The following is a 24,170-nucleotide window of genomic DNA, read 5'->3' as shown; positions in this document are numbered from 1 at the left end:
AACCCCTCTCCCACCGACGGGAGGGGGGTAGGTCCGCTCATTCTCACCAAGCCGTAACGTTCATGTCGCATGGCGAGTGCGGCGCGCGCGGCGTATAACGTGCGTACAGTGGAGAATACCCGTTCCTTCGTATCGGCGGCGATCGAGCGGCCCGGCGTTCGCGTCCGAACGCTGGTGTCGCTGCGCTGGATCGCGATTGCGGGGCAGTTCGGGACGCTGATCGTCGTCGGGCTCGACCTCGACTACCCGCTGGCATGGCCGTCGCTGATTGCCGCCGTTGCCGCGGCGGCGGTGCTCAACGTCGGGTTATGGACGCTGTACCCGCGCAACGCGCGGTTCAACGGGCGCGACGCGCTGCTCCAGTTCGCTTTCGATCTCGTCCAGGCCGGGGTGCTGCTGTTCCTCACCGGCGGGTTGAAGAACCCGTTCGTCGTCCTGTTGATCGTCCCGGTGACGATTTCGGCGACATTATTGTCGGCGCGCGGGACGCTGCTGCTGACCGCGATGGCATCGGCAATCGTCTTTGTCCTGTGGCGCTGGGCGCTGCCGCTGCCGTGGATGGGCCCGCCGGTGATCCTGCCGCCGGTGTACCGCTTCGGCGTCGTCGTCGCGATCGCGCTCGCGGGGACTTTCCTCGCCGGATATACGTGGCTCGTCTCGGCCGAGGCGCGCAAGCGGGCACACGCGCTGGTCGCGACACAGTCGGCACTTGAACGCGAGTCGAGGATGTCGGCGCTGGGCAGCCTCGCCGCCGCCGCGGCGCACGAGCTCGGCGGTCCGCTCGGCACGATCACACTGATCGCGCGCGAGCTCGCCGACAGCCTCGGCGACGATCCCGATTTTGGCGAGGATGTCCGCCTGCTCAACCGCGAAGCCTCGCGCAGCCGCGCGATTCTTATCGGTATCGCCCGCCGTGCCGAGGCCGAAGACCCCTTCCCCCGGCTGTCGCTCGATGCGCTGCTCCATGAAGTCGCGCATCCGCTCGAGCCGGCGCGGGTTCCGATCCATGTCGCGGCGGCGGGCGGTGCCGCGCCGATGATCCGCCGCACCCCCGAGCTGCTCCACGGCGTCGCCAATCTCGTGACGAATGCCGTTCGCCACGCCGGATCGGCGGTCACGCTGACCGCGACGACCACGCCGACCGAGGTGTGCATCAGCGTCGTCGACGATGGCGGCGGATTTTCCGACTCGATGCTGCCGCATCTCGGCGAACCGTTCCTCGGGCCATCGGTGTCGGGGTCGGGGGGCACGGGACTGGGTATCTTCATCGCGACGACGTTGCTCGAACGCACCGGCGGGCGGCTAAAGTTCAGCAATCGACGGAGCGGTGGAGCGCAAGTCGACGTTCGCTGGTTACGGTCGCATATCGAAGTGCAGGAATTGGAATGATCATGGAAACAGCAGCGCTCGACTCCGCCGTCGCGACGGCCAACTTGCCCCTTCTTCTCGTCGACGACGACGCGCCGTTCCGCCAGCGGCTGCAACTGACGCTCGAGCGCAAGGGCTTTGCCGTCACTGGCGCGGGAAGCATTGCCGAGGCACGGCGCTATGCGAGCACGCTCAAGCCGGGGCATGCCGTCGTCGACATGCGGCTCGAGGACGGCAACGGGCTCGATCTCGTCACCGAATTGCGCACGTTGCGTCCCGACATCAGGATCGTCGTGCTGACCGGTTACGGCAACCTTGCGACCGCGGTCGCAGCGGTCAAGGCCGGGGCAGTCGATTATCTCGCCAAGCCCGCCGACCCTGAGGATATCGTCGCCGCGCTGACCGCAGCGCCGGGCACCCGCCCCGAAGCCCCCGCCGAGCCGATGTCGGCCGACCGGGTGCGGTGGGAGCATATCCAGCGCGTGTATGAACTCTGCAGCCGCAACGTCTCCGAAACCGCACGGCGATTGAAGATGCATCGGCGAACGCTGCAGCGGATTTTGGCGAAGCGGTCGCCGCGGTAGCGAGAGACGCTTATATTTAGATCGTCATCCCCGCCTTCGCGGGGATGACGGCCGTTTATTGCGAGACGATCACGGCAAGCGCAGCCCTTCGTCCGCGCCCGGATCGCCCAGCCACAACAGCCGCTGCGCTCCGCGTCGGGCAAAGCGCAGCGTCTCGGCCTTGCGCCGCGCCGCGTTGAGCCGGACCCACGCGGCTGGCCGGACGATTGCCGCATCCCAACGGTCGGCGACGATCAGCCCGGCGCGTGCGGGCTGGAACCACTCGCTGTCGAAATCACCGAGGGGGAAACCGGGCGGCACCGCCCAGTAATAGCGGTCGCAATAATCGAGGTATTCGGGCCATTTCGCGTCGCCGCGCAAATCGGCGAGCGAAACCTTGATCTCGACGAGCGTAAGCAACCCGTCGCTGCCGAGTCCGACGACGTCGGCGCGCCGCCCGTTACCGAGCGGCACTTCGGTCAGGGGGGCGATCCCGGCGTGCCACAACAGCCGCGAAACGCCGCGCGCGACGTCCTGCGCAGTGCAGGCCGTCGCGAGCTGACTGTCGGGGGCAATCTGACTGTCGGGGGCGAGTTCGGGAACGCTGGCCATCGGCTCAGCGTATCAGAACAATCGGGGAACGAAAACCGCTTTAGCGGTAGAAGACGTGGTTGCCGATCGTGCTGACCTTGTGGAGATTCGACCAGCTGGCGTTGATCCGGGTCGCATGAAACGACACGGCGCGCGGGGCGACGACGTCCCAGGCCGCGGTGGCAGCGATCGCAGCGATCGCCTTGGCGGTCTGCCAGTCGCGCGACGCGGCGGGGGTGCGGCTCTTGTCGAAGCTGAACTGGCCGTGCTGGGCGATGACGCCGCAGACGCTGTCGGCGAACTTGCCCGACGCGACGCGGTTGAGGATCACCTGGGCGACGGCGAGCTGGCCTTCGAGCGGCTCACCGCGGGCTTCGAAATAGACGGCGCGGGCGAGGCACTCGCGATCGCCGTAGGCGGTCGGCTGGGTGTCCATCGTGCGGGCGACGAGAGTGGCAAGCTGCGCCGGGCGCGGCTCGGCGGCGGCATCGCTCTCGGCGATCTGGGGGGCGTTGGCCGTCGAATTGGCGGTCGTGCGGTCGGCTGTCGTGATGTCGGCGGCTGGCTGAGTGGTTTCGATGGTCGTGGCGACGATCGGGGCCAGCGCGAGGGCCGCAACGGGGAATTGCCCCGCGGCCGGAAGAAGTGTCACCGCGACGGCCAAAGCGGCCAGACGGGCGAGAATCGGGAACCTGAAGGTCATTCGTTCGCTTGCTACCCACGGCGTTCCCGGATCCGCTCGGCCTCGATCCGAATGATCGTGCGTCGCTGGGCTGAACCCGGTTCGGTCCGCTTGGGCTGATGATCACCGGACCCGCCCACGGTTCCGGCACTCGATGCCGTTCGTGGTGAAGACCGGTTCACATTGTAGCAAGCTCAGTCGATTGTTTCGTCGATGAACCGTGCCGGATCAGGGGTGTCCAGTTCAATTACCCAAAGATCGGGGTCAAAGCCGCGCTGCCGGGCGACCCAGGAATCGACCGAGTCGCCGGCTGCTGCGGTGCGCCAGACGTACGATCCCGACTCGCCGAGCGCCCGCGACAGCGCACGAACGCTCCCCGATCGATCGCGGTGAATCAGGACGACGCTGCCAGCAACGGCGTCGCCGCGGTAAACGACGGTGGCGAAATCCCCGGCGGCGTTTACCCGCCGGAGCAATGCGCTGGTCCACGTCCCCGCCGACAGGCGGGGCTCGCTCACGCCGCCTCGCTCCGCGCGTCGCCGGTGACGAGCGCGTACAGCGCATCGGCCGACGCACTGCCGCGCAGCTTGGCGCAGAAATCGCGGTCACGCAGCGCGCGGCTGACGCGGGCGAGCGCCTTCAGATGTTCGGCGCCCGCTCCGGTCGGCGCGAGCATCAGCACGACGAGATCGACCGGAAGCCCGTCGAGCGCGGCAAAGTCGACCGGCGCGGCAAGCTTGGCGATCACCGCGACGATCCGCGGCAGGGTGTCGAGCCGACCGTGCGGGATCGCCGTTCCCGCACCAAAGCCGGTCGATCCGAGCGCCTCGCGCGCAAGAATCACCTCGGCGACATACCCGTCGTCCTGGCCGGTCAGCCGCGCCGCGTGCGCCGCCATCGCCAGAAGCACCGCGCGCTTGTTGACCGCGTGCAGGTCGAACTGCACCGCGGGCGAGATCAGGTCGCCGAGGGCGATCATCACACCCTCGGCTCGACCCAGCCGATGCTGCCGTCTTCGCGCCGGTAGACCATGTTGTGAACGCCCGACTTGCTGTTCTTGAACAGCAATGCGGTCGTGTTGCGCAGGTCGAGCATCATCACCGCGTCGCTGACCGTCGCCTCGGGAATGTCGACGCGGGTTTCGGCGATGATCAACGGATTGTCGTCGGCTTCCTCCTCGGGCGGCGCGGCGAAGATCGTATAGGCGGCGTTGTCGAGGTCGGTCTGGCTCTCGACGGCGCGCGCATTACCCGGACCGTTGCGGTCCTTGAGGCGGCGCATGTAGCGGCGGAGCTGCTTGTCGATGCGGTCGGCGGCACCGTCGAACGCGGCGTGCGCGTCCTGCGCTTCGGCGCGGCCTTTGAGGATCAGGTCGGACATCACGTGCATGACGATATCGACCGCAAAGCCACTGTGCGGGGCCGGGCTCAGCGTGACGTTGGCACCGATCGCGCGGCTGAAATACTTGTCGGCGATGGCGCGCAGCCGGGTCTGGACGTGCTCGCGAAAAGCGGCCCCGGCGTCGACCTGATGGCCTGAAACGCGGATGTCCATATTCGTCTCCTTGTGGCGGGCGGTGGCTCTAGGCCCGGCCCCGGATGCCGTCAATCAGCCGGGGTCGACTGGGAATTAGGCAACGCTACGACAACCAGACCGGGTCCTTAAGTCCCCCGATGAACGCGGCGTGGCGGGCGAGTTCGTCGGCGGATGCCGCATGCGCGCGCGCCGCGACCAATGTCCGTGGCGCCGCCGCTTCCTCGACGACCGCATCGGCGGTGAGGTCGAACCCGATCTGCCGCCCGCCGGTCAATTCGACGTAGACCCGTGCGAGCAGTTCGGCATCGATCAGCGCGCCGTGTTTCGACCGTCCCGACAGGTCGATGCCGTAGCGATTGCACAGAGCGTCGAGGGTGTGCTTCGCCCCCGGATGCTTCTTGCGCGACAATTCGAGCGTACACACCGCCCGATGCGCCGGGATCGCCGGCATCCGCGCGCGGCGCAGCTCCCAGTTGAGGAATTCCATGTCGAAGACGGCGTTATGCGCAACGAGCGGCGAATCCTCGATGAAGGCGAGGAAGTCGTCGACCACCGCTTCGAACACTGGCTGGCCGGTCAGGAACGCCGTCGACAGGCCGTGAACGCCCTCGGCATCCTTCGGCATCATCCGGCACGGATCGATGTACGAATGGAAGCTGCGCCCGGTGGCGACGCGTCCGCGCAATTCGATCGCACCGATCTCGACGATGCGGTGGCCATCCCCGGGCATGATCCCGGTCGTTTCGGTGTCCCAGACAATCTCGCGCATGACTCTATCTAGCGTCGATCCGACCCCAGACAAGTCAAAGGCCGGCGACGATCTCCTTGACCGCCCGCCATGTCGTGATCGTCGACCCGCCGTTCTGGATGACGATATCGGCGAGCGCCTGTTTTTCCGCGTCGGGGATCTGCTGCGCGAGGATCGCCTCGAACTTTTCCGCGGTCATGCCGGGTCGCGCCATGACGCGATCGCGCTGCACATCCTCGGGGGCCGAGACGACCGCGACAAGGTCGCAGTCGTCGTCGCCGCCACGCTCGTAAAGCAGCGGGATATCGAGGACGACAAGCTCGCGGGTACGGTAGCGGAACAGGAAGCGGGTGCGTGCCACCGCCACGAGTGGGTGGACGATGTCCTCGAGCGTCTCGAGCCGGTCGCTATCGGCGAACACCTCCTGCCCGAGCGCGGCACGGTCGAGGACGCCGCCGACAACGACGCCCGGAAACGCCGCGGCGATCGGGCCGAGCGCTGCACCGCCCGGCGACTGGAGTTCACGCACAACGGCATCGGCGTCGAACACCGGCACCTTCAACCGGCGGAACATCGCCGCGACGGTCGACTTGCCCATCCCGATCGAACCTGTGAGGCCAAGGACGATCATGCGATCAGCAACGCGCGAAGCTCCGCGTCATGATCGCGGGGGGCGGGGGCACCATAGAACAGCTCGAACGCGGCGGCAGCTTGTCCGACCAGCATCTGGAGACCGTCGATGGTACGCAACCCGCGGGCGCGGGCGGCCGCGAGAAGCGCGGTTTCGAGCGGAGCGTAGACCATATCGAAAACAACCGTAAAGGGGTGCGTAAGTGTACTCTGTACATTTTCGTACAATTCAGGCTGTCCGTGCATGCCACGGGGAGACGCGTTAACAATTAGGTCAGCAAGGGCAAAACAGCTGCCAATACTCTCCATCGGAACTCCAGTCGCGACGATGTCGAACTCTCGCGCGGTTTCCGCCGCCAGCCTCGGATTGCGGCTGACGACTAAGATTTCGCGATGGCGGGTGCCTGACAGCGCCGCGAATGCTGCGCGCGCTGCACCGCCGGTCCCGATGACGACGATCACCGATCCCGACAGATCGATCCCGCGCAGCGCCTCAGTGACGCCATCAATGTCGCTGTTATAGCCGCTTCGCGTGTCGCCCTCGACCACGACGGTATTGACCGCCCCGACCCGCGCCGCTCGCGGATCGACCCGGTCGAGAAAACGCATCACCTCGACCTTGTGCGGCGCAGTCACATTGACCCCGGACAAGCCCAGCGCCGGCAACGCGTCGATCGCCGTGCCGAGATGTTCGGGTGCGACCGGGAAGCGCCCGTAATCGCCATCGATCCCCAGCTTTGCCAGCCAGAAGCGGTGGATCAGCGGGGACTTCGAGTGCGCGACCGGCCAGCCGATGACCCCCGCAGAGGCAAAGCTCACGCCGCCAACTCGCCGCGCGTCCGCAAATAATCGAGCACTGAGAGCAGCGGCAGCCCCTGGATGACGAACGGGTCGCCCTTCACCTGCGTAAACAATTGCGCCCCCAGCCCCTCGATCCGGTACGTCCCGACGCACCCCAGCACCGCGTCGCCCTCGCGGTCGAGATAGTCCGATATGAACGCATCCGAAAGCGACCGCATCGTCAGCCGCGCGGTGTCGCTCGCTCGCCACACTGCCACGCCGTCCTCGGCGATCACCGCCGCCGCGATCAGCCGGTGCTCGGCCCCCATCAACCGGCGCAGCTGCGCCGCCGCGCCCGCCCGGTCGCCGGGCTTATCGAGCATCGCGCCGTCTGTGGTCACCAGTACTTGGTCCGCGCCGAGAATGAGGCCGCGCACTCGACGCGAAACCTTGATCGCCTTGGTCTCGGCGAGCGCATCGGCGATCCGATCGGCGCGCGCGCCTTCGGCGGCAAGGCCGTCCTTGATCGCATCTTCGTCGACCAGCGGAGCCTGTGCGATGAACGCCACCCCGGCCGCAGTCAGCATCGCCGCGCGCGCCGGACTCGTCGATGCGAGCGTGATCACTTTCCCTCGAGCTCGATATTCGCGCTGTCGCTCCGCGCCTGGACGAGATTGATGATCGCCGCTGCGGTTTCCTCGATCGATCGCCGCGTCACGTCGATCACCGGTATATCGTTGTCGGCAAACAGACGGCGCGCGAAGGCAACTTCGGCGGAGACGAGTCCAGCATCGACATACGCAGTATCTGCGGTCTGGCCGAGCGTCAGCAAGCGGTTGCGGCGGATCGAGATTAGCCGTTCGGGCGAAGTGGTGAGTCCGACGACGAGGGGCTTCGCGAGGTGGAACAGTGACGCTGGTGGCGGCGATTCGACCACCAACGGAATATTCGCGGTCTTGTAGCCGCGATTGGCGAGGTAGATCGACGTTGGGGTTTTCGATGACCGCGACACGCCGGCGATAACGATGTCGGCTTCCTCCCAATCCTCGGCCCCGACGCCGTCGTCGTGCGCCATCGTGAAGTGGATCGCATCGACCCGGCGGAAATATGCCGCGTCCATGACGTGCTGGCGTCCCGGCCGGGTCACCGCCGACTGACCGAGAAACTGCGACAGCGCGCTGATGATCGGGTCGAGCACCGACACCGCCGGCAGTGCCAGCTGGTCGCAGCGTAGTTCAAGCCGGTCGCGAACTGCACCGTTGATCAGCGTGTAGAGGACGAGCCCGGGCCGTTTGGCAATTTCCTCGACGACTCGATCGAGATGCCCCTCAGACCGGACCATCGGCCAGAAATGCTTGATCGTGTCGGTGCCCTCGAACCGCCCGAGTCCCGCCTTGACGATCGATTCGAGCGTCTCGCCGGTCGAGTCGGACACGAGATGGAGGTGCAATCGCGCCATGACCGATTTATTTCGTTCCCGCGAAATCTGGGGATAAGTCCACCATCAGCGGTTAGCGGCTTGGGCTGAAACCAGCAAGGCACGGGTTTCGTGTGATGTGTGCACCGCCCGTCCACAAGGGGACAACGTGTGGGGAGTGCCTGTGAACAACGGGGACAAGTCGGCCTCGCCATCGGAATCACCACCGGTTTATACGGTATCGCACAATAGGTGACCGTGGATAAATCCGAAATGCCGCTGACTCACAGCACTACAACTTCATCTAAGTCTTTTTAAGATTCTTGGAGAGTAGTAGTGCGATGGCAGGTACGAGCCGCGACCGGGACGGGGCTTGACGCCGCGCTGCCGCCGGGGTTTGCAAGGTCCATGATCTCCAGCGCCGCGACCTCACCGATCCTCGCCGTCCTCGGTGGCGAACACCTCGACCCGCCGCCGATGTGGCTGATGCGCCAGGCGGGGCGTTATCTCCCCGAATATCGCGCGCTACGGGCTGAAAAGGGCGGCTTCCTCGCACTCGTGTATGACAGCGTCGCCGCGTGCGAAATCACGCTGCAGCCGATCCACCGCTTTGGCCTCGACGCCGCGATCCTGTTCTCGGACATCCTGATTGTCCCGCACGCGATGGGGCAGGATCTGACCTTCGGGGTCGGCGAGGGACCGCGGCTCATGCCCGCACTGCTCGATGGTGCCTTCGACAGCCTGATCCCGGCGCCCGAGCGCTTCGCCCCGATCTACGACACCGTCCGGCGGGTCAAAGCGGCGCTGTCGCCCGAAACCGCGCTGATCGGCTTCGCCGGCAGCCCATGGACCGTCGCGACGTATATGGTCGCCGGGCAGGGCAGCAAGGACCACGAGATCGCGCGGCGGCTGGCGTATCGCGATCCGTCGGCATTCGGGGCGTTGATCGACCGGATCGTTGCGGTCACCGTCGACTATCTGTCGGGCCAGATCGATGCCGGGGCGCAGACCGTCCAGCTGTTCGACAGCTGGTCGGGGAGCCTTGCGCCGTCGGAATTCGAGCGCTGGGTGATCGCGCCGACCGCTGCGATCGTCGGCCGCCTGATGGTCCGACACCCCGACATCCCGATCATCGGTTTTCCCAAGGGGGCAGGCGCGAAGCTCGCCGCTTATGCCGCCGAGACCGGAGTCGATGCGGTCGGATTGGACGAGACGGTCGACCCGGCATGGGCCGACGCCATGCTGCCGCCGGGGATGCCGGTCCAAGGCAATATCGATCCGCTCGCCCTGATTACCGGCGGCGAGACGCTCAAGGCCAGTGTCGCGCGGATTCGTGCTGCGTTCGACGAGCGGCCGCATATCTTGAACCTCGGCCACGGCATTTTGCAGGACACGCCGATCGCGCATGTCGAGGCGTTGCTCGATATGGTCCGAAATGGGGAGCGCAGCTGATGGACGTCGGTTCGACCGCCTATCTGTGGGTCAAGGCGCTCCACGTCATCGCGGTGATCTTCTGGATGGCGGGGCTCTTCATGCTGCCGCGCTTCCTCATCTATCACATGGAATCAGCGGTCGGTTCGCCCGAGGATGCGGCGTGGATCGACCGCGAACGGCGGCTCAAGCGGATCATCCTGACGCCGGGGCTGATTGCGGTATGGATACTCGGGATCACGCTGGCGGTCAGTTATGGGCTCGCCGGGCAAGGCTGGCTCCACACCAAGATATTTCTCGTCGTCCTGCTTTCAGGCTATCACGGCTGGGCGTCGGCGACCGCGTCTAAGTTCGCGCGAGGCGTTCGGCCGTATCGTAACAAGACACTGCGCCTGTTGAACGAAGTACCGGCACTGGCGACGATCGCGATCGTTATCCTCGTCGTCGTCAAACCTTTTTAATCAAGGAGAGCGAAGATGGCCGAGCAGAAATCGAACAAGGAAGCCCGCAAGCCGAAGGCGAAGAAGGTCAAGACGATCGCCGCCAACCCGTCGACCAAGGGCATCGCGCCGAAGTCCTGAATTTTCGCGCCCGCCGGATCGCTTGACCGGCGGGTGCATCCCTCCTACGTTTGCTACAGCGCCGCCATCCTGGCGGAGCGCTCCCCCGCAGCCATCGCCTTTCCCCATCGCGACAGTGCCCGGACGACACGCAAAGATATCTAATGCATCTTCATGATCTGAAACGCAAAACTCCCGCCGAACTGGTCGTCATGGCCGAGGCGCTCGGGGTCGAGAATGCGTCGACACTACGCAAGCAGGACATCCTTTTCGCCATCCTCAAGACCGAGGCCGACAACGGCACGACGATCATGGGGACCGGCACGATCGAAGTGATGAACGATGGCTTCGGCTTCCTCCGCAGCCCTGAGTCGAACTATCTCGCCGGCCCCGACGACATCTATGTCTCGCCCAACCAGGTGCGTAAGTTTGGCGTCCGTACTGGTGATACGATCGAAGGCGAGATCCGCGCGCCGAAGGACGGCGAGCGTTATTTCGCGCTGACCAAGCTGATCGCGATCAACTTCGACGACCCGGACGTCGTCCGCCATCGCACCAATTTCGACAATCTGACGCCGCTGTATCCTGACGAGAAATTGCGTCTCGACACGCTCGATCCGACGATCAAGGACAAGTCGGCGCGGGTGATCGACATCGTCGTTCCGCTCGGCAAGGGCCAGCGCTGCCTGATCGTCGCCCCGCCGCGCGTCGGTAAGACGATCATGATGCAGAACATCGCGCGGTCGATCTCGGCAAACCACCCCGAGGTCTATCTGATCGTCCTGCTGATCGACGAACGCCCCGAGGAAGTCACCGACATGCAGCGGACGGTCAAGGGCGAGGTCATCTCCTCGACCTTCGACGAACCCGCCACCCGCCACGTCCAGGTTGCCGAGATGGTCATCGAAAAGGCCAAGCGCCTCGTCGAGCACAAGCGCGACGTCGTTATCCTGCTCGACAACATCACCCGGCTCGGCCGCGCCTACAACACCGTCGTCCCGTCGAGCGGCAAGGTCCTGACCGGCGGTGTCGACGCCAACGCGCTCCAACGCCCGAAGCGCTTCTTCGGCGCGGCGCGTAACATCGAGGAAGGCGGCTCGCTGACGATCATCTCGACCGCGCTGATCGACACCGGCAGTCGGATGGATGAAGTCATCTTCGAGGAGTTCAAGGGCACCGGCAACGCCGAAATCGTTCTCGACCGCAAGATCGCCGACAAGCGCGTCTTCCCGGCAATCGACATCGGCAAGTCGGGAACGCGTAAGGAAGAACTGCTCGTCGACAAGAACACTTTGTCGAAGATGTGGGTCCTGCGTCGTATCCTTATGCAGATGGGTACGATTGATGCGATGGAATTCTTGCTCGATAAGATGAAGGATTCGAAGAGCAACGAAGACTTCTTCGACGCGATGAATCATTAGTCGGCGATGCGGCGGCGTTGAGCCGCCGCATTCGCTTCGATCTGATTTGATTTACGGAATTAGTATCGTCGATCTCATCGTTGCGCGTCCCTCCATCGCGCGATGCGCTTCGGCCGCGTCGGTAAGCGGAAACGTCGCGCCGATATCGACGACGATCGTCCCATCGGCGATCAGGTTCAGCAGACGACCAGCGCCGGTCAAAATTTCGTCGCGGGTCAAATAATAGTCCATCATCGTCGGCCGGGTAACGAACAGCGAGCCCGACCGCGCGAGGACGCCGATGTTGACTCCCTCGACGGGGCCGCTGGCATTACCGTACGACACGAGCAGCCCGCGCTTTGCGAGCGAGGCGAGCGACCCCGCCCAGGTATCGCGCCCGACCCCGTCGAAGACGACGTCGACGCCCTTGCCGTCGGTCAGCTCGCGAACCGCACTAGGAACGTCGTCGTCGCGATAGAGGATGACGTCGTCAGCTCCCGCCTCCCGCGCGATCGCGGCCTTCTCGGCAGTTCCCGCGGTGCCAATGACCCGCGCGCCGACATGGCGCAGCCACTGCACGAGGAGTTGCCCGACACCGCCGGCGGCGGCGTGGACGAGGACGGTCTGGCCCGCCTCGACCTTGGCGCAGCGATCGACGAGCATCTCGGTCGTGCACCCCTTGAGCAACGCAGCCGCGGCGATTTCGTTGGTCACCAGCCCGGGCAGTGCGATGACGCGGCTGGCCGGCATCAATCGTTCGGTTGCGTAGGCACCGACCGGGCCCCAGCAGTAGCCAACGCGGTCACCGACGGCGAAGTCGAGTACCTCGGGACCGATCGCCTCGACGACGCCCGCCGCTTCGAGACCGATGCCACTCGGCAGAGGGAGCGGATAGAGTCCGGTCCGGTGATAGGTGTCGACGAAGTTGACGCCGATCGCGGTTTGGCGAATCTTGATCTCACCCGCTCCGGGATCGCCGACCTCGACGGTTTCTAGCCGGAGCACGTCGGGGCCGCCGGTGGCGTCGAAACGAATGACTTTGGCGTCGGTCATCGCGTGGGTCCTTGGTCGCTTGGCGGTTCTCGTGACCAACGCTAGACTTTGGCGTTCGCCGCAGCAAAAGGCCGGGTTGCATGAAGATTACGTTCGATATCGACTGTTCGCCGCAGGAGGCGCGCGCGTTTCTCGGACTGCCCGACCTCGAGCCGCTCCACGCACTGTATCTCGACAAGATGAAGAGCTTCGTCACCGAGGGTGTCGGTCCGGCGGATTTCGAAAGAATGGCCCGGGCGTGGATGCCGGGGATAAGCGAGGGGCTCGAGACGTGGCGCAACGCGCTGTTCAACGCGGGACGGCCGAAGAGCGACTGAGTCGCGCATGACGACGATCTTCGCGCTGTCGAGCGGACGGCCGCCGGCCGGCATCGCGATCATCCGAATATCAGGCGCGGCTTCGCACGACGCGCTCGCAGTTCTAACGCAGCGGGAGGTGCCCCAAGTTCGGCAACTGGTGCGGAGGCGGCTGATCGATCGCGCGGACAGTTCGGTTCTCGACGACGCGATGGTTGTCGCCTTTGCCGCGCCGTCGAGTGCCACCGGTGACGATCTTGTCGAGCTACACCTCCATGGAGGCGTTGCCGTTGTCGCGGCGGTGCTCGGCGCTCTGTCTCGGCTGCCGGGACTGATGCTGGCCAAGCCGGGAGAATTCACCCGGCGCGCGTTCGATAACGGCAAGCTCGACCTGTCCCAAGTCGAGGGTCTGGCGGACCTGATCGAGGCGGAAACTGAGCTGCAACGGCGACAGGCTTTAGGGCACGTCGAGGGCTTCCTGCGCGACCGCGTCGACGGGTGGCGAACGGCGCTCATCGAAACCCGGGCCGACCTTGAAGCGAGCCTCGACTTTGCCGACGAGGATGACGTGCCTGCAGGATTAGCAAGCGCGGCGCGAGGCCGGCTGACATTATTGTCCGCCGAGCTCGACGCCGCAGCGATCGACGCAACCCGAGGCGAACGTATCCGGGACGGCTTAACGGTTGCCATCACGGGCCCCGTCAATTCCGGAAAATCTAGCCTTGTCAACGCGCTCGCCAAGCGAGACGTCGCCATCGTCAGCGAGCACGCAGGAACGACACGTGACATCTTGGAGGTCCGTCTCGATCTCGGCGGCGCCGCCGTGACCTTGCTCGACACGGCCGGACTGCGGTTGACGACCGACCCCGTCGAGGCTGAAGGGGTCAAGCGAGCGATAGCGCGCGCCGCATCGGCGGATCTCGTCATCGTGATGGGCGGCGGTGCGGCCCGGTCTGAGGATCTGCAAATCGTTGGCAAATGCGATTTATCTGGCCGGAGCGCAGGGTGGGACGCTGGCCAGGTCCATCTTTCAACGAAGACAGGTGAAGGGATCGGTACCCTCGTTGCCTGGCTGACGATTTGGGCCAACACGGCGGTCATGCGTGCAGAACCTGCCTTAGTGACACGCGAGCGACACCGCACCGCAGTCGTTGGAGCGCAGGTCGACATCGGCAACGCGATAATGGCAAGCGACTCCGTACTCGCTGCGGAATATTTGCGCGGAGCCACTGTTCAACTCGACTCGATAGTCGGTGCCGTGACGAACGATGATGTGCTCGACGCGATCTTCATGCGATTTTGCTTGGGAAAATGATCGTGTTCCACGTGGAACATTTTGACCTTCGCGAGCGACGGCTCTAATTACCCGATGCGACATTTTGATGTTTTGGTTGTTGGTGGTGGGCACGCCGGGTGTGAAGCTGCCGCCGCGGCGGCCCGCATGGGTGCGCGGACAGCGCTAGTGACTTTCAATGCTGCCGATATCGGGATCTTATCGTGCAACCCCGCTATCGGCGGGCTTGGCAAAGGTCATCTGGTCCGCGAAATCGATGCGCTCGACGGGCTGATCGGCCGGGTCGGTGACGCGGCAGCGATCCAGTATCGCTTGCTCAACCGGAGCAAGGGCGCGGCGGTTCAAGGACCTCGGGCCCAAGTCGATCGAAAGCTTTATGCGGCCGAGATGCGCGCGACGATCAGCGCACAACCTGGATTGGATGTCGTCGAGGCCAAGGTTGAATCGCTAATGATAGGCGATCATGGCGAGATCACCGGCGTCAACACGTCGATCGAACCGATATGCGCAAGCGCGACTGTTCTTACGACGGGGACGTTCCTCGGCGCGACCCTGCATTGCGGGATCACTGCGACCGCCGGTGGGCGTGCAGGAGGCAGAGCCTCGAGCGCGCTCGCCGTCGCACTTCTCGACCTTGGCTTGCCGATGACCCGTTTCAAGACCGGTACTCCGCCGAGACTCGACGGACGCACGATCGACTGGGCGCGACTCGAGAAACAATATGGCGATGCGGTGCCTGTTTATCTGTCCGACACACCACTCATCCGAGCCAATAAGAGATCGCTTCCGTGTGGGATGACACGAACGAATGCGATCGTTCACGACATCATCCGGCGTAATATCGCGCTAGCGCCGATGTATGCGGGACGCATCGATGGTATCGGACCGCGCTATTGCCCGTCGATCGAAGACAAGGTGATGCGCTTCGGCGACCGCGACGGCCATCAAATCTATCTTGAGCCCGAAGGTTTCGACGACACCAGCATCTACCCGAACGGCATATCGACGTCGCTGCCAGCGGATATTCAAGCCGAATTTATCCATGCGATCGTGGGACTCGAGCGCGCGCAGATAACGCGCGCTGGATATGCGGTCGAATACGGCGTGGTCGACCCCCGCATTCTGACCCGGGCACTGGCGTTTCGCGATCGGCCAGGACTTTTCCTGGCCGGGCAAATCAACGGCACAACCGGTTATGAGGAGGCGGCCGGCCAGGGGATCGTCGCCGGAATTAACGCGGCGCGCGCGGCCGGCGGATCATCCCCCGTCGTGTTCGACCGCGCATCCTCATACCTTGGCGTAATGATCGACGACCTCGTGACGCAGGGTGTTAGTGAACCGTATAGGATGTTCACATCACGTGCCGAATATCGCCTGAGCTTGAGGGTTGATAACGCCGCTGAGCGCCTCACACCCCTTGGCGTATCGATCGGCGTGGTCGGATCGGAGCGGCGCGAGCGATTTGCGAAACATCACGACCAACTCAACGCGGCTCGTAAACTTGTCGCCAATCTGACGGCGACTCCAAGCAAGATTGCTACGGCCGGCATCCCGGTCAATCAGGACGGGAAATCGAGAACGGCAGCTATATGGTTGGCTCACCCGGGCATCGATTGGGCGGCGGCTTGCCGAATTTGGCCTGAGCTCGGCATGGTGTCCGACAAGATCGCTGCGACCGTCGCAACCGACATGCTGTATTCGGTCTACCTTAATCGCCAAGGTAACGACATCGCGCGCTTTCGAAAGGACGAGTCAATGTCGCTTCCGGAGGACATCGATTTTGTTGCTGTTGCCGGGCTCTCGACAGAGATGGTTGACCGACTATCGGCGGCGCGTCCTGTGTCGATCGGAGCAGCAATGCGCGTTCCTGGGATCACGGCCGGAGCGCTGACCGCGCTTCTGTCTCACTCGCGACGTGCAGCGTGAATGGGCGCGACGCATTTCGGTCAGCCTATGATGTTCCACGTGGAACAATGGACAAGTTGGACACCTATGCGGCATTATTGATCGAATGGCAGGAGCGGATGAATCTGGTCGCGCGCTCGACGCTCGACATCGTCTGGGAGCGCCATTTCGCCGATTCCGCCCAGCTGTCTGATCTGGTGACGGAGTCTGACGCAACTTGGTTGGATATCGGTAGCGGCGCGGGCTTCCCGGCGCTTGTCTTGGCATTGTTCCAATCGGGCGAGTTTCACCTCGTAGAAGCGACTGCCAAGAAATGCCGCTTTCTTTCTGAGGTTGTCGAGCGTCTTGATCTGTCCAATCGAGTAACAATCCACAATTGTCGGATTGAAGCGCTTCCAAAAATTCGTGCCAGTATAATAACGGCACGAGCTTGCGCATCTCTGTCACAATTATTCGATTGGGGGATACCACATGCGCGCGATGCGCGGTGGCTGCTGCTTAAGGGCAAGACCGCTTCAGACGAGGTCGAGGCAGCACGCGCGATGTTCACGTTCGATTGCGTATTGACCGCTAGCCGGACCGACCCCCAAGCGCGTATCGTCGACGCGCAACGGGTTCGGAGGCGGCAATGAGAATCGCGGTCGCGAACCAGAAGGGTGGGGTCGGCAAGACGACGACCGCAATTAATCTCGCGACTGCGCTGGCAGCTGCGGGGAAGACGGTGTTGCTGCTCGACATGGATGCGCAGGGCAACGCGTCGACCGGGCTCGGTATCGACCGACGCGCGCGCGATTGCTCGATCTACGACGTGATCCTTGGTGAGGCGTCGATTGCAGAGGCGACGATGCCCACGGCGGTCCCGGGCCTCTCGATCGTGCCATCGACGTCGTCACTCGCGGGGGCAGAGGTCGAGCTTGTCGGACTTGATCGTCGCAACCGGCGTCTCGCCGACGCGGTCGACGCAGCACCGGCATATGATTTTATTTTGACCGATTGTCCGCCGTCGCTCGGGCTTCTGACGCTCAATGCCTTGACCGCCGCCGAGACGGTGCTCGTCCCGCTGCAGTGCGAGTTTTTCGCGCTCGAGGGGTTGAGTCAATTGCTCGATACGATCGAACGGGTGCGCTCGGGGCTGAACCCAGCACTGCGTTTGCTCGGCATTGTCTTGACGATGGCCGATCGACGTAACCGTCTCTCTGAGCAGGTCGTCGCCGACGTTCGCGCGGTGATGGGTGTGCAAGTCTTTGAAACGACTATCCCGCGCAATGTCCGCCTGTCAGAGGCGCCGAGTCACGGGATGCCGGCGTTGGTCTATGACCTGCGCTGCGCGGGATCGCTCGCATATATTGCGCTCGCGCGCGAGGTGCTCGCTCGGACGCGAGTCAAAGGAGAACTCGTCGATGCTTGAGCGTAAGCGCGTTGCTGGTCTTGGGCGCGGGTTATCGGCGCTTATGGACGAAGGAGCTGCGGCGACGCCAGCGCGGACGACGTTACCGATCGCCGACATCATCGCCAGTGCGACGCAACCGCGGCGGCGGTTCGATGCGGCGGCGATGGAGGAACTTGTCGAGTCGATCCGCACGCGTGGGGTGTTGCAGCCGATTCTGGTGCGGCCATTTCCGGGGCGGCGGTATGAGATTGTTGCCGGGGAGCGCCGCTGGCGGGCGGCTCAGGCCGCACAACTCCATGAAATTCCAGTCGTAATTCGTGAGCTCGACGATGCGGCGGCGTTCGAGGTGGCGCTGGTCGAGAATATTCAGCGAGCTGACCTCAACCCGGTCGAGGAGGCCGAGGGGTTTCGACGGCTGATCGGCGACTATGGGCATACCCAGGAGGGGCTAGCCAAGATCGTCGGCAAGTCACGCAGCCATGTCGCCAACCTGTTGCGATTACTCGATCTTCCCGACGATATCCGGGAACAAGTTGCTGCCGGGGCGCTGAGTACAGGGCATGCCAAGGCGCTTATGATGTCGCCCGATGCGTCGGCGCTGGCGCTGCGTGCGATCAACGAGGGGCTGTCGGTCCGCCAGATCGAGGCACTCGCACGCCGGTCGAACCCGGGTAAACCTAGCGCACACAGCCCCGCACATACCGGCGCACATGGGCACGACGCCGATCTGGCGGCCCTTGAGGCGCGGCTTGCCGAGGCGCTCGGGATGACGGTGACACTGGCGGCGCCGAAGCCGCCAACCGGCACGATGACAATCGCGTTTTCGACGCTCGACCAGCTCGACCTGCTGTGCCGCCTGCTCGAGGCGGCGCATGTGACGCTGACCCCGCGCTGAGCTTAGCGCTGCGCTTGGGTCGCGATCCCGAGCAGGAGCTGCGCGACCGCGACGTCGCCTGCCGAGCCGCTGCGCTTGACCGCGCGTTCGGCCGCCAGCAGGCGGGCAAGGACGCCGCGGATCGCCGGGGTGCGCCATTGGCCGAGCTGCGCGGTGACCGCGCCTTTCTCCTTCCAGAACACTGGCGGCCGCGCCCCGTCGACCGCGCGCGATGCGCTCGCGCCGCCATCGACCGCGGCGCGAAGGTCGAGCAGCAGCCAGAAGCGCCGCGAAACGGTGCGGAGGAGAGTGATGCCCGGAATTCCCGACGCGGCGAAGCCGGTCAGCTGGCGGTCTGCGACGGCAGGCTTGCCTCCGGCAACGCCGTCGACCAGCGCGGCGAAGTCGGCATCGCCGAGGTCGGCACCGATCGCGGCGATGTCGCTCGCCTCGGCGGGGACGGACGCTTCGGGGGTCGCATCGAGATACAGCGCAAGCTTGACGATCTCCTGCCGCAGGATGCCGCGGTCACCGCCGGTTGCCTCGGCGAGCATCGATGCCGCGGCGCGGGTTGGTCGGACACCGACTTCGGCCGACATCTCGGCGATCGTCGCGGCGATGTCGCGCGCCTCGGGGGCGTAGCTCGCGTAGGCAAGCGCGTTCGCCGCGCCCTCGACGCGGGTCAGCAGCTTCGAGCCCTTCTTGAGCGTACCCGCGACGACGATGACCGGATTGCCCGTCGCCGGGGCGTCGAGCACCTGGCTGACCGCGGCGAGCGCGTCGTCGCCGGCATCGTCGACTCGGATCAGCCGCGTGCCGCCGAACATCGAGACTTCGCTCGCGGCGGCAACGAGTGCGGCGGGGTCGGCCGTTAGCGTTTTGCCCTCGATCACCGTCTCGCCGAGCGGGTCGTTCGGGTCGGCGAACTGACGGGCGATCGTACGCGCGAGATCGGCGGAGGCCGAGGTGTCGGCGCCGTGGAGCAGGACCAGCCGGATCGCCGGTTCGAGCTTGCGGATCGCGGCCGCGAGCGCGCCGCGGTCGGCCTTCATCGGGCCGTCGTCATTGCGCCTCGACCATGCCCCCGGCCTGGGCGAAGCGCGCGAGCCGGACGCTGATTTGTGCGGCGAGGTCGACCGCAAGGCGTTCGAGCGCGGTCGTCTCGGCGGCGACGACGGCATAGTCCGAGCTGACGCGGTCGATGCCGGCATCGCTCGTCGCGGTCGCGTCGAGGATGAGCGCGCCGGTTGCCGCATCGACGAGGCGGTAGCGCGCGCGAAGGGTTCGCCGCTCGCGCGCGATCGAATTGTCGCCGCGGACGCCGAAGCCGATGATCTGGTCATCGAGCTCGACCTCGAGCCGGTATTTCGGCTTGTCGACCGTCGTGCCGAGCCGGTCATGAAGTGCGCCCATGACGAGGTAGCCCGCGCGGTCGGGGATCGGCGCAATCGCGATCTGGGTCAGCGTCGTCGCGGCGACGCCGTGGCTGCCCCCCGAATAAACCGGCTGGAGGCCGCACCCGGCGAGGGCGACGAGCGTGGCAAGGGCGAGGAGCAGCGCGCGGATCATGCGACGAGGTTCACCAATCGGTCGGGGACGACGATGACCTTGCGCGGCGGCTTGCCGTCGAGCGCGCGGACGACCTTGTCGCGCGCGAGCACCAGCGCCTCGATCGTCTCGCGCGGCGCACCCTTGGCGGCTTCGACGCTGTCCTTGAGCTTGCCGTTGACCTGGATCGCGATGGTGACGGTGTCGTCGATCAGCAGTGCCGGGTCGGCGACCGGCCATGCGGCATCGGCGATCAGCCCGTCGTGTCCACGCAACGCCCACGCTTCCTCGGCGAGGTGCGGGATCATCGGCGCGGCGAGGGTGAGCAGCGTGTCGATCGCCGCCGTCCGCGCGATCGATGGCGCGGCGCGCTCGATCGTGCTGGTGAGTTCGTACAGCCGCGCCACCGCCTTGTTGAACTGGAGCTTGTCGATATCGGCGGTAACACCATCGAGGGCCTTCGCCACCGCGCGATCGAGCGCGTTGTCGAGGCCTTCGCCGCCGTCGGCGATCGCGAGCCGCCAGACGCGCTGCACGAGCCGCCATGCGCCGTCGATCCCGCTTTCGGACCAGGCGAGGTCGCGTTCGGGGGGCGAGTCCGACAGCATGAACCAGCGGACCGCGTCGGCACCGTAGCGCGCGAGGATCGAGTCGGGGTCGACGATATTCTTCTTCGACTTCGACATCTTGATGACGCGGCCGACATCGACCGGCAGCCCGGTCGCGCGTTCGAATACGCCGTCGTCGCGCTTCTCGATGTCTTCGGGGGCCAGCCAGGCCCCAGCCAGTTCGCTGCTGCCTTCGAAATCGCCTTCGTCGGCAGCCAGGCCGTTGGCGCGGATCTGGCGATACGTCTCGTGTGTCACCATCCCCTGGGTGAACAGCCCGGCGAACGGCTCGGTGACGTCGAGACGGCCGATGCGGCGGAGCGCGCGGGTCCAGAAGCGGGCGTAGAGCAAATGCAGGATCGCGTGCTCGACGCCGCCGATATATTGCGCGACCGGCAGCCATTGCTTCGCGACGACCGGGTCGAACGCCGCGTTGGCGGGCGAACTGGCGAAGCGGATGAAATACCACGACGAATTGACGAAGGTGTCGAGCGTGTCGGTCTCGCGGACGGCGGGCTCGCCGCACACCGGGCACGTCACGTGCTTCCACGTCGGGTGGCGGTCGAGCGGGTTGCCGGGGACGTCGAAGGTCACATCTTCGGGCAGGACGACGGGCAGTTGCTCGCGCGGGACGGGGACGACGCCGCAGCTCGGGCAGTGGATCACCGGGATCGGCGTTCCCCAATAGCGCTGGCGCGATACGCCCCAGTCGCGTAGCCGCCAGACGGTGGTGCCGGTGCCCCAGCCCTCGGCTTCGGCCTTGGCGATGACAGTCGTCTTCGCCTCGTCGATGCCCATGCCGTCGAGGAAGCGCGAATTGACCAGCGTTCCCGGCCCAGAATAGGCGGTATTGCCGTCGAACACGGGGTCGGTCGCGTCGCCGTCGGCGATGACGCGCGGCACCGGCAGCCGGTACTTGCGCGCGAAGTCGAGGTCGCGTTGGTCGTGCGCGGGGACGCCCATGATTGCGCCGGTGCCATACTCCATCAGCACGAAGTTCGCGATGTAGACCGGCAGCGTCAGCGCGGGATCGAGCGGATGAACGACGGTGCGCCCGGTGTCGAAGCCGAGCTTTTCCTGCGTTTCGAGTTCGGCGGCGGTGGTCCCGCCGGCCTTGCAGCGTTCGATGAACGCCGCCGCGTCGGGGTTGGTGGCTGCGGCGCGTTGCGCGACGGGGTGGTCGACCGCGACCGCGACGAAGCTCGCGCCGAAGATCGTGTCGGGCCGGGTCGAATAGACCTCGATCTCCTCCTCGCCTTTGAACGTAAACTTCAGCCCTTGGCTCTTGCCGATCCAGTTCTCCTGCATCAGCCGGACCTTGTCGGGCCATTCGTCGAGCGTCGCCAGCCCGTCGAGGAGTTCGTCGGCGAAGTCGGTGATCTTGAGGAACCACTGGCTGAGCTGGCGGCGTTCGACCAGCGCGCCCGAGCGCCAGCCGCGTCCGTCGATGACCTGCTCGTTGGCGAGGACGGTGTGGTCGACCGGGTCCCAGTTGACCGCGCTGAGTTTGCGGGTGACGAGCCCCGCCGCCATCAGGTCGAGGAACAGCGCCTGTTCGTGGCCGTAATAATCGGGCTCGCACGTCGCCAGCTCGCGGCTCCAGTCGAGCGCGAAGCCGAGCCGCTGGAGCTGGCCGCGCATCGTCGCGATATTCGCGCGTGTCCACATGCCCGGATGGATGCCGCGTTCGATCGCGGCGTTTTCGGCGGGCATGCCGAATGCGTCCCAGCCCATCGGGTGAAGGACTTCAAAACCCTGTGCGCGGCGCGCGCGGGCGATGACGTCGCCCATGACGTAATTGCGGACGTGGCCGACGTGGATGCGCCCCGACGGGTAGGGGAACATCTCGAGGATGAAGGTCTTCGGTTTCGGCGAGGCATCGTCGGCGATGAAGGTGCCGCGCGCGGTCCATTCCGCCTGCCAGCGCGCGTCGGCGGCAGACGAATCGAACTTGGCCGGCGGGCCGGCCGGCGCTTGACCGGGCACGCCGGTCACCCGGTGATCGATGCCTGGCGCAGGTCGCGGGCGTGGCCGAGGATCGTCTCCTCGAGCTTCTGGACGGTGCCGGCACGGACCGGGACTTCGACCCAGCCGCTCGCGCCGAGCTGCTGGCGGTTCGCGGAGACGCGAACCGCGTCGGCGCGGAGGACGGTGTCGAGGATCGTGATCGTCACCTTGATCCGCTCGTTCGGCGTCACCGGGCTGACATACCAGTCGGTGACGATGACGCCGCCGTTCGAATCGACCGAGGCGATCGGCATGAACGCGATCGTGTCGAGGCTCGCCTGCCACAGATAGGAATTGACGCCGATCGTCGACAGCCGCGCCGGGGCCAGCGCCTCGGGCCGCGGCTTTTTACCGTGGTGACCGTGGCTGCAGCCGCCGAGGAGCGCGAGCGCCATCAACGCCGCGCCAGCACTTGCTCGACCGACCGAAACCATTCGTGTAACTCCGCACCGTGATTGCGGCGCCCTTATAGGTCGCGGACGCGTTCGCGCAAAGGGCGATGCCGGTGGCGATGCAACGAGGCAACACCCTCGAATGATTCGACTCTCTAGCGAGGGGAATCAACAACGTGTGCCGTAGTTAATCAAGAATCCAGCAGCCTTTGCCGGTTATGGATGTTGTTGGGGACTGGGCGAAACTACAGCGTCCTGATAGTGGGCAGACGTCATGGGGATGGAAACAGCGAGGATTGCGGACGGGATCCGCATCGCCGTGCCGGCAGCGCTGCTGCTGGCGGCTCTCGTCGCGCATCCGGCATCGGCGCTGATCAAGACGCCCAAGCACAAGATGACGTCGTCCTTCGCGATCGACGCCGACGGAGCCGCCGACCGGCTGCGCGTCGGCAATCTCGCCTCATTCGCCCCGTCGCTCGTCGATGCCGGCAAGTTCAGCTTCACCGCGCCCGGCCAGGGTGCGGCGAACGCGCGGCTGGCGACGGTCGAGCGCGCCTTTCGCTTCACGCCGTCGGGCAAGGCCGACAACCGCCGCGCGTTCAGCGTCGGGGTGACCTCGCGCGTCGTCGCCGCGGTCGCCGATACGTCGAAGGCCGCCGCCCCGGTCGAGACCGCTGCGGTTACGCCGGCGGCGTATAACGTCGATCTCGCGGTCGGCTGGCGCAATTTTGCGGTCTCGGGCGGCTATTCGCGCTCCGAGATCCTTGGCGGGACGCTGCCGACGAGCCTGACGCCGCGCCGGAACGCGGTCGATGTCGGGGTCAGCTATCGTGGGGCAAGCTGGAAGACGAGCCTCCAGATCGCCGCCGAGACCGGTGCCCCGGCGCTGTTGACGCCGATCACGCCGCTGTCGCCGCTGCCTGCCGACCGGCGCTATTCGGTCGAATTCGGCGGTGCGTATCTGTTGACGCCGCAGCTCTCGCTGACCGGTGGCGTCCGCTACAAGACGATCGATTCGATCGCCGACCCCGCCAAGCGCGATCAGGCGGTCTATTTCGGGACGGCGTTCACCTTCTAGCCGTGACGCCGCGCGCTGC

27 protein-coding genes are annotated in these 24,170 nt (G+C 65.4%); 12 read left to right on the top strand and 15 right to left on the bottom strand.

What is annotated here, in order from left to right; translation table 11 throughout:
* Window positions 1–69: 69 nt before the first annotated feature.
* Window positions 70–1,389, top strand: coding sequence for an ActS/PrrB/RegB family redox-sensitive histidine kinase (locus KZX46_RS07120; protein WP_219776023.1), 1,320 nt, complete (start codon window positions 70–72; stop codon window positions 1,387–1,389).
* Window positions 1,386–1,952 carry an ActR/PrrA/RegA family redox response regulator transcription factor gene (locus tag KZX46_RS07115; protein WP_216710267.1) on the top strand — a complete coding sequence of 189 codons (567 nt, stop codon included), beginning with the start codon at window positions 1,386–1,388 and terminating at the stop codon, window positions 1,950–1,952. Before KZX46_RS07120 ends, KZX46_RS07115 begins: the two co-directional genes overlap by 4 nt.
* Before the next feature lie 69 nt (window positions 1,953–2,021).
* Here KZX46_RS07115 and KZX46_RS07110 read toward each other — a convergent pair whose 3' ends face one another.
* From KZX46_RS07110 to KZX46_RS07065, 10 genes are all read right to left on the bottom strand, one after another.
* Complete coding sequence (locus KZX46_RS07110) at window positions 2,022–2,543, bottom strand: MmcB family DNA repair protein (protein ID WP_219776022.1); 522 nt, start codon at window positions 2,541–2,543, stop codon at window positions 2,022–2,024.
* Between the two features lie 40 nt (window positions 2,544–2,583).
* A complete protein-coding gene (locus KZX46_RS07105) occupies window positions 2,584–3,225 on the bottom strand; it encodes a cell wall hydrolase (RefSeq protein WP_219776021.1) in 642 nt (213 codons plus the stop codon).
* Between the two features lie 173 nt (window positions 3,226–3,398).
* Window positions 3,399–3,722, bottom strand: coding sequence for a DUF1491 family protein (locus KZX46_RS07100; RefSeq protein WP_219776020.1), 324 nt, complete (start codon window positions 3,720–3,722; stop codon window positions 3,399–3,401).
* Window positions 3,719–4,183, bottom strand: coding sequence for a PTS sugar transporter subunit IIA (locus KZX46_RS07095; protein ID WP_216710271.1), 465 nt, complete (start codon window positions 4,181–4,183; stop codon window positions 3,719–3,721). The genes KZX46_RS07100 and KZX46_RS07095 overlap by 4 nt, the downstream gene beginning before the upstream one ends.
* Window positions 4,183–4,758 carry a ribosome hibernation-promoting factor, HPF/YfiA family gene (gene hpf, locus KZX46_RS07090; RefSeq protein ID WP_216710272.1) on the bottom strand — a complete coding sequence of 192 codons (576 nt, stop codon included), beginning with the start codon at window positions 4,756–4,758 and terminating at the stop codon, window positions 4,183–4,185. Before hpf ends, KZX46_RS07095 begins: the two co-directional genes overlap by 1 nt.
* 85 nt (window positions 4,759–4,843) lie before the next feature.
* Window positions 4,844–5,509 (bottom strand): DNA polymerase III subunit epsilon, encoded by a 666-nt coding sequence (dnaQ, locus tag KZX46_RS07085; RefSeq protein ID WP_216710273.1) that lies wholly within the window; start codon window positions 5,507–5,509, stop codon window positions 4,844–4,846.
* A gap of 34 nt (window positions 5,510–5,543) precedes the next feature.
* Complete coding sequence (gene coaE / locus KZX46_RS07080) at window positions 5,544–6,119, bottom strand: dephospho-CoA kinase (RefSeq protein ID WP_219776019.1); 576 nt, start codon at window positions 6,117–6,119, stop codon at window positions 5,544–5,546.
* Window positions 6,116–6,937, bottom strand: coding sequence for a shikimate dehydrogenase (aroE, locus tag KZX46_RS07075; RefSeq protein ID WP_219776018.1), 822 nt, complete (start codon window positions 6,935–6,937; stop codon window positions 6,116–6,118). Before aroE ends, coaE begins: the two co-directional genes overlap by 4 nt.
* On the bottom strand, window positions 6,934–7,524 hold the full coding sequence (locus tag KZX46_RS07070) for a nucleoside triphosphate pyrophosphatase (RefSeq protein ID WP_219776017.1): 591 nt from the start codon (window positions 7,522–7,524) through the stop codon (window positions 6,934–6,936). Before KZX46_RS07070 ends, aroE begins: the two co-directional genes overlap by 4 nt.
* Window positions 7,521–8,357 carry a pyruvate, water dikinase regulatory protein gene (locus KZX46_RS07065; RefSeq protein WP_216710277.1) on the bottom strand — a complete coding sequence of 279 codons (837 nt, stop codon included), beginning with the start codon at window positions 8,355–8,357 and terminating at the stop codon, window positions 7,521–7,523. Before KZX46_RS07065 ends, KZX46_RS07070 begins: the two co-directional genes overlap by 4 nt.
* Before the next feature lie 366 nt (window positions 8,358–8,723).
* Here KZX46_RS07065 and hemE point away from each other — a divergent pair, with 366 nt between their 5' ends.
* The 3 genes from hemE to rho all read left to right on the top strand — a co-directional run bounded on the left by hemE (window position 8,724) and on the right by rho (window position 11,727).
* Window positions 8,724–9,767 (top strand): uroporphyrinogen decarboxylase, encoded by a 1,044-nt coding sequence (hemE, locus tag KZX46_RS07060; RefSeq protein ID WP_219776882.1) that lies wholly within the window; start codon window positions 8,724–8,726, stop codon window positions 9,765–9,767.
* The gene (locus tag KZX46_RS07055) at window positions 9,767–10,207 is read left to right on the top strand and encodes a CopD family protein (RefSeq protein ID WP_216710279.1); all 441 of its coding nucleotides are present in this window, start codon (window positions 9,767–9,769) and stop codon (window positions 10,205–10,207) included. Before hemE ends, KZX46_RS07055 begins: the two co-directional genes overlap by 1 nt.
* Before the next feature lie 263 nt (window positions 10,208–10,470).
* Entirely contained in the window at window positions 10,471–11,727 is a 1,257-nt protein-coding gene (gene rho, locus KZX46_RS07050) for a transcription termination factor Rho (protein WP_216710280.1), read from the top strand.
* Between the two features lie 51 nt (window positions 11,728–11,778).
* Here the strand turns inward: rho and KZX46_RS07045 are convergent, their stop codons facing one another.
* The gene (locus KZX46_RS07045; RefSeq protein WP_219776016.1) at window positions 11,779–12,759 is read right to left on the bottom strand and encodes a quinone oxidoreductase; all 981 of its coding nucleotides are present in this window, start codon (window positions 12,757–12,759) and stop codon (window positions 11,779–11,781) included.
* Window positions 12,760–12,839: 80 nt separating this feature from the next.
* On the opposite strand from KZX46_RS07045, the gene KZX46_RS07040 reads away from it, so the two are divergent.
* Genes KZX46_RS07040 through KZX46_RS07015 form a run of 6 tightly spaced genes read left to right on the top strand, consistent with a single transcriptional unit; the run spans window position 12,840 to window position 18,539 of the window.
* Window positions 12,840–13,076 carry a DUF6489 family protein gene (locus KZX46_RS07040; protein WP_219776015.1) on the top strand — a complete coding sequence of 79 codons (237 nt, stop codon included), beginning with the start codon at window positions 12,840–12,842 and terminating at the stop codon, window positions 13,074–13,076.
* Window positions 13,077–13,083: 7 nt separating this feature from the next.
* Complete coding sequence (gene mnmE, locus KZX46_RS07035) at window positions 13,084–14,370, top strand: tRNA uridine-5-carboxymethylaminomethyl(34) synthesis GTPase MnmE (RefSeq protein ID WP_219776014.1); 1,287 nt, start codon at window positions 13,084–13,086, stop codon at window positions 14,368–14,370.
* A gap of 54 nt (window positions 14,371–14,424) precedes the next feature.
* Window positions 14,425–16,275, top strand: coding sequence for a tRNA uridine-5-carboxymethylaminomethyl(34) synthesis enzyme MnmG (gene mnmG / locus KZX46_RS07030; RefSeq protein ID WP_219776881.1), 1,851 nt, complete (start codon window positions 14,425–14,427; stop codon window positions 16,273–16,275).
* Window positions 16,276–16,322: 47 nt separating this feature from the next.
* The gene (rsmG, locus tag KZX46_RS07025; protein WP_219776013.1) at window positions 16,323–16,886 is read left to right on the top strand and encodes a 16S rRNA (guanine(527)-N(7))-methyltransferase RsmG; all 564 of its coding nucleotides are present in this window, start codon (window positions 16,323–16,325) and stop codon (window positions 16,884–16,886) included.
* Entirely contained in the window at window positions 16,883–17,662 is a 780-nt protein-coding gene (locus KZX46_RS07020) for a ParA family protein (protein WP_216710284.1), read from the top strand. Before rsmG ends, KZX46_RS07020 begins: the two co-directional genes overlap by 4 nt.
* Complete coding sequence (locus KZX46_RS07015) at window positions 17,655–18,539, top strand: ParB/RepB/Spo0J family partition protein (protein WP_219776012.1); 885 nt, start codon at window positions 17,655–17,657, stop codon at window positions 18,537–18,539. The genes KZX46_RS07020 and KZX46_RS07015 overlap by 8 nt, the downstream gene beginning before the upstream one ends.
* A 2-nt stretch (window positions 18,540–18,541) precedes the next feature.
* On the opposite strand, the gene holA is transcribed toward KZX46_RS07015, so the two are convergent.
* From holA to KZX46_RS06995, 4 genes are read right to left on the bottom strand one after another with little or no spacing between them, the layout of a single operon-like run.
* Window positions 18,542–19,570, bottom strand: a complete 1,029-nt coding sequence (gene holA / locus KZX46_RS07010; protein ID WP_219776011.1) for a DNA polymerase III subunit delta — start codon at window positions 19,568–19,570, stop codon at window positions 18,542–18,544.
* Between the two features lie 10 nt (window positions 19,571–19,580).
* Window positions 19,581–20,087 (bottom strand): LPS assembly lipoprotein LptE, encoded by a 507-nt coding sequence (lptE, locus tag KZX46_RS07005; protein WP_219776010.1) that lies wholly within the window; start codon window positions 20,085–20,087, stop codon window positions 19,581–19,583.
* Complete coding sequence (leuS, locus tag KZX46_RS07000) at window positions 20,084–22,660, bottom strand: leucine--tRNA ligase (protein WP_219776880.1); 2,577 nt, start codon at window positions 22,658–22,660, stop codon at window positions 20,084–20,086. The genes lptE and leuS overlap by 4 nt, the downstream gene beginning before the upstream one ends.
* Window positions 22,661–22,665: 5 nt before the next feature.
* Window positions 22,666–23,076, bottom strand: a complete 411-nt coding sequence (locus tag KZX46_RS06995) for a DUF3576 domain-containing protein (protein WP_226896142.1) — start codon at window positions 23,074–23,076, stop codon at window positions 22,666–22,668.
* A 271-nt stretch (window positions 23,077–23,347) separates the two neighbouring features.
* On the opposite strand from KZX46_RS06995, the gene KZX46_RS06990 reads away from it, so the two are divergent.
* Complete coding sequence (locus KZX46_RS06990; RefSeq protein ID WP_219776009.1) at window positions 23,348–24,151, top strand: hypothetical protein; 804 nt, start codon at window positions 23,348–23,350, stop codon at window positions 24,149–24,151.
* Window positions 24,152–24,170: the final 19 nt, after the last annotated feature.

Source organism: Polymorphobacter sp. PAMC 29334 (assembly GCF_019431245.1).
In the GTDB taxonomy this organism is placed as follows: domain Bacteria; phylum Pseudomonadota; class Alphaproteobacteria; order Sphingomonadales; family Sphingomonadaceae; genus Polymorphobacter_B; species Polymorphobacter_B megasporae.
Note: the sequence above shows the minus strand (reverse complement) of the source record. Positions and strands in the feature narration are given on the sequence as shown.